The organism is Xanthobacter autotrophicus, from assembly GCF_030015065.1.
Taxonomy (GTDB): domain Bacteria; phylum Pseudomonadota; class Alphaproteobacteria; order Rhizobiales; family Xanthobacteraceae; genus Xanthobacter; species Xanthobacter autotrophicus_D.
Map to the genome: position 1 here is coordinate 1 of NZ_JAIVFN010000340.1, position 492 is coordinate 492.

At 74.8% G+C, this 492-nt stretch carries 2 protein-coding genes; one reads left to right on the top strand and one right to left on the bottom strand.

Going from position 1 to position 492, the window contains the following annotated elements:
• Nucleotides 1-5 precede the first annotated feature (5 nt).
• Nucleotides 6-143 (top strand): DUF445 family protein, encoded by a 138-nt coding sequence (locus K9U40_RS24745; RefSeq protein WP_349239458.1) that lies wholly within the window; start codon nucleotides 6-8, stop codon nucleotides 141-143.
• A gap of 43 nt (nucleotides 144-186) precedes the next feature.
• On the opposite strand, the gene K9U40_RS23420 is transcribed toward K9U40_RS24745, so the two are convergent.
• Nucleotides 187-492: hypothetical protein (locus tag K9U40_RS23420; protein WP_282892463.1), on the bottom strand; the 306-nt coding region annotated here is incomplete at its 5' end.

Sequence of the window (492 nt, forward strand, 5' to 3'; positions counted from 1 at the left end):
GGCTGGTGGAGCTGCACATCGGCAGCGACCTGCAGTACATCCGCATCAACGGCACGGTGGTCGGAGGCCTGATCGGGCTGGTGCTGTTCGCGCTCTCGCACGCCTCCGAGCTGGCCCGGGGCCTGGGCGCCCTGGCCGGCTGAGCGCGCCTTGCCGCGGACCGGCCCCGGCGTGCGGCGCGGCCGGTCAGCCGTCCCGGTCCTTGCGCTGCGCTTCCCCGGCCTCGTGCGCCCGCGCGATGGCCAGGATCACCTCGCGCGCCAGCCGGCGCTGGGGCACGGGCAGCTTGAGGTAGATGTCGAAGAGTTCGCGGTCGTCGTAGCCCAGCCCCGCATGCCACTTGTGGAGGGGCTCGCCGGTGGCGCGCAGGGCCGCGCCCTCGCCCGCGTCGACGAAATCCTCCAGGGGCACGCGCAGCCACTGCGCCAGCGTGGTGAGCTTGCGCGGGCCCGGCATGGTCTCGCCGAGCAGCCAGCGGCGCACGCCGTGCAG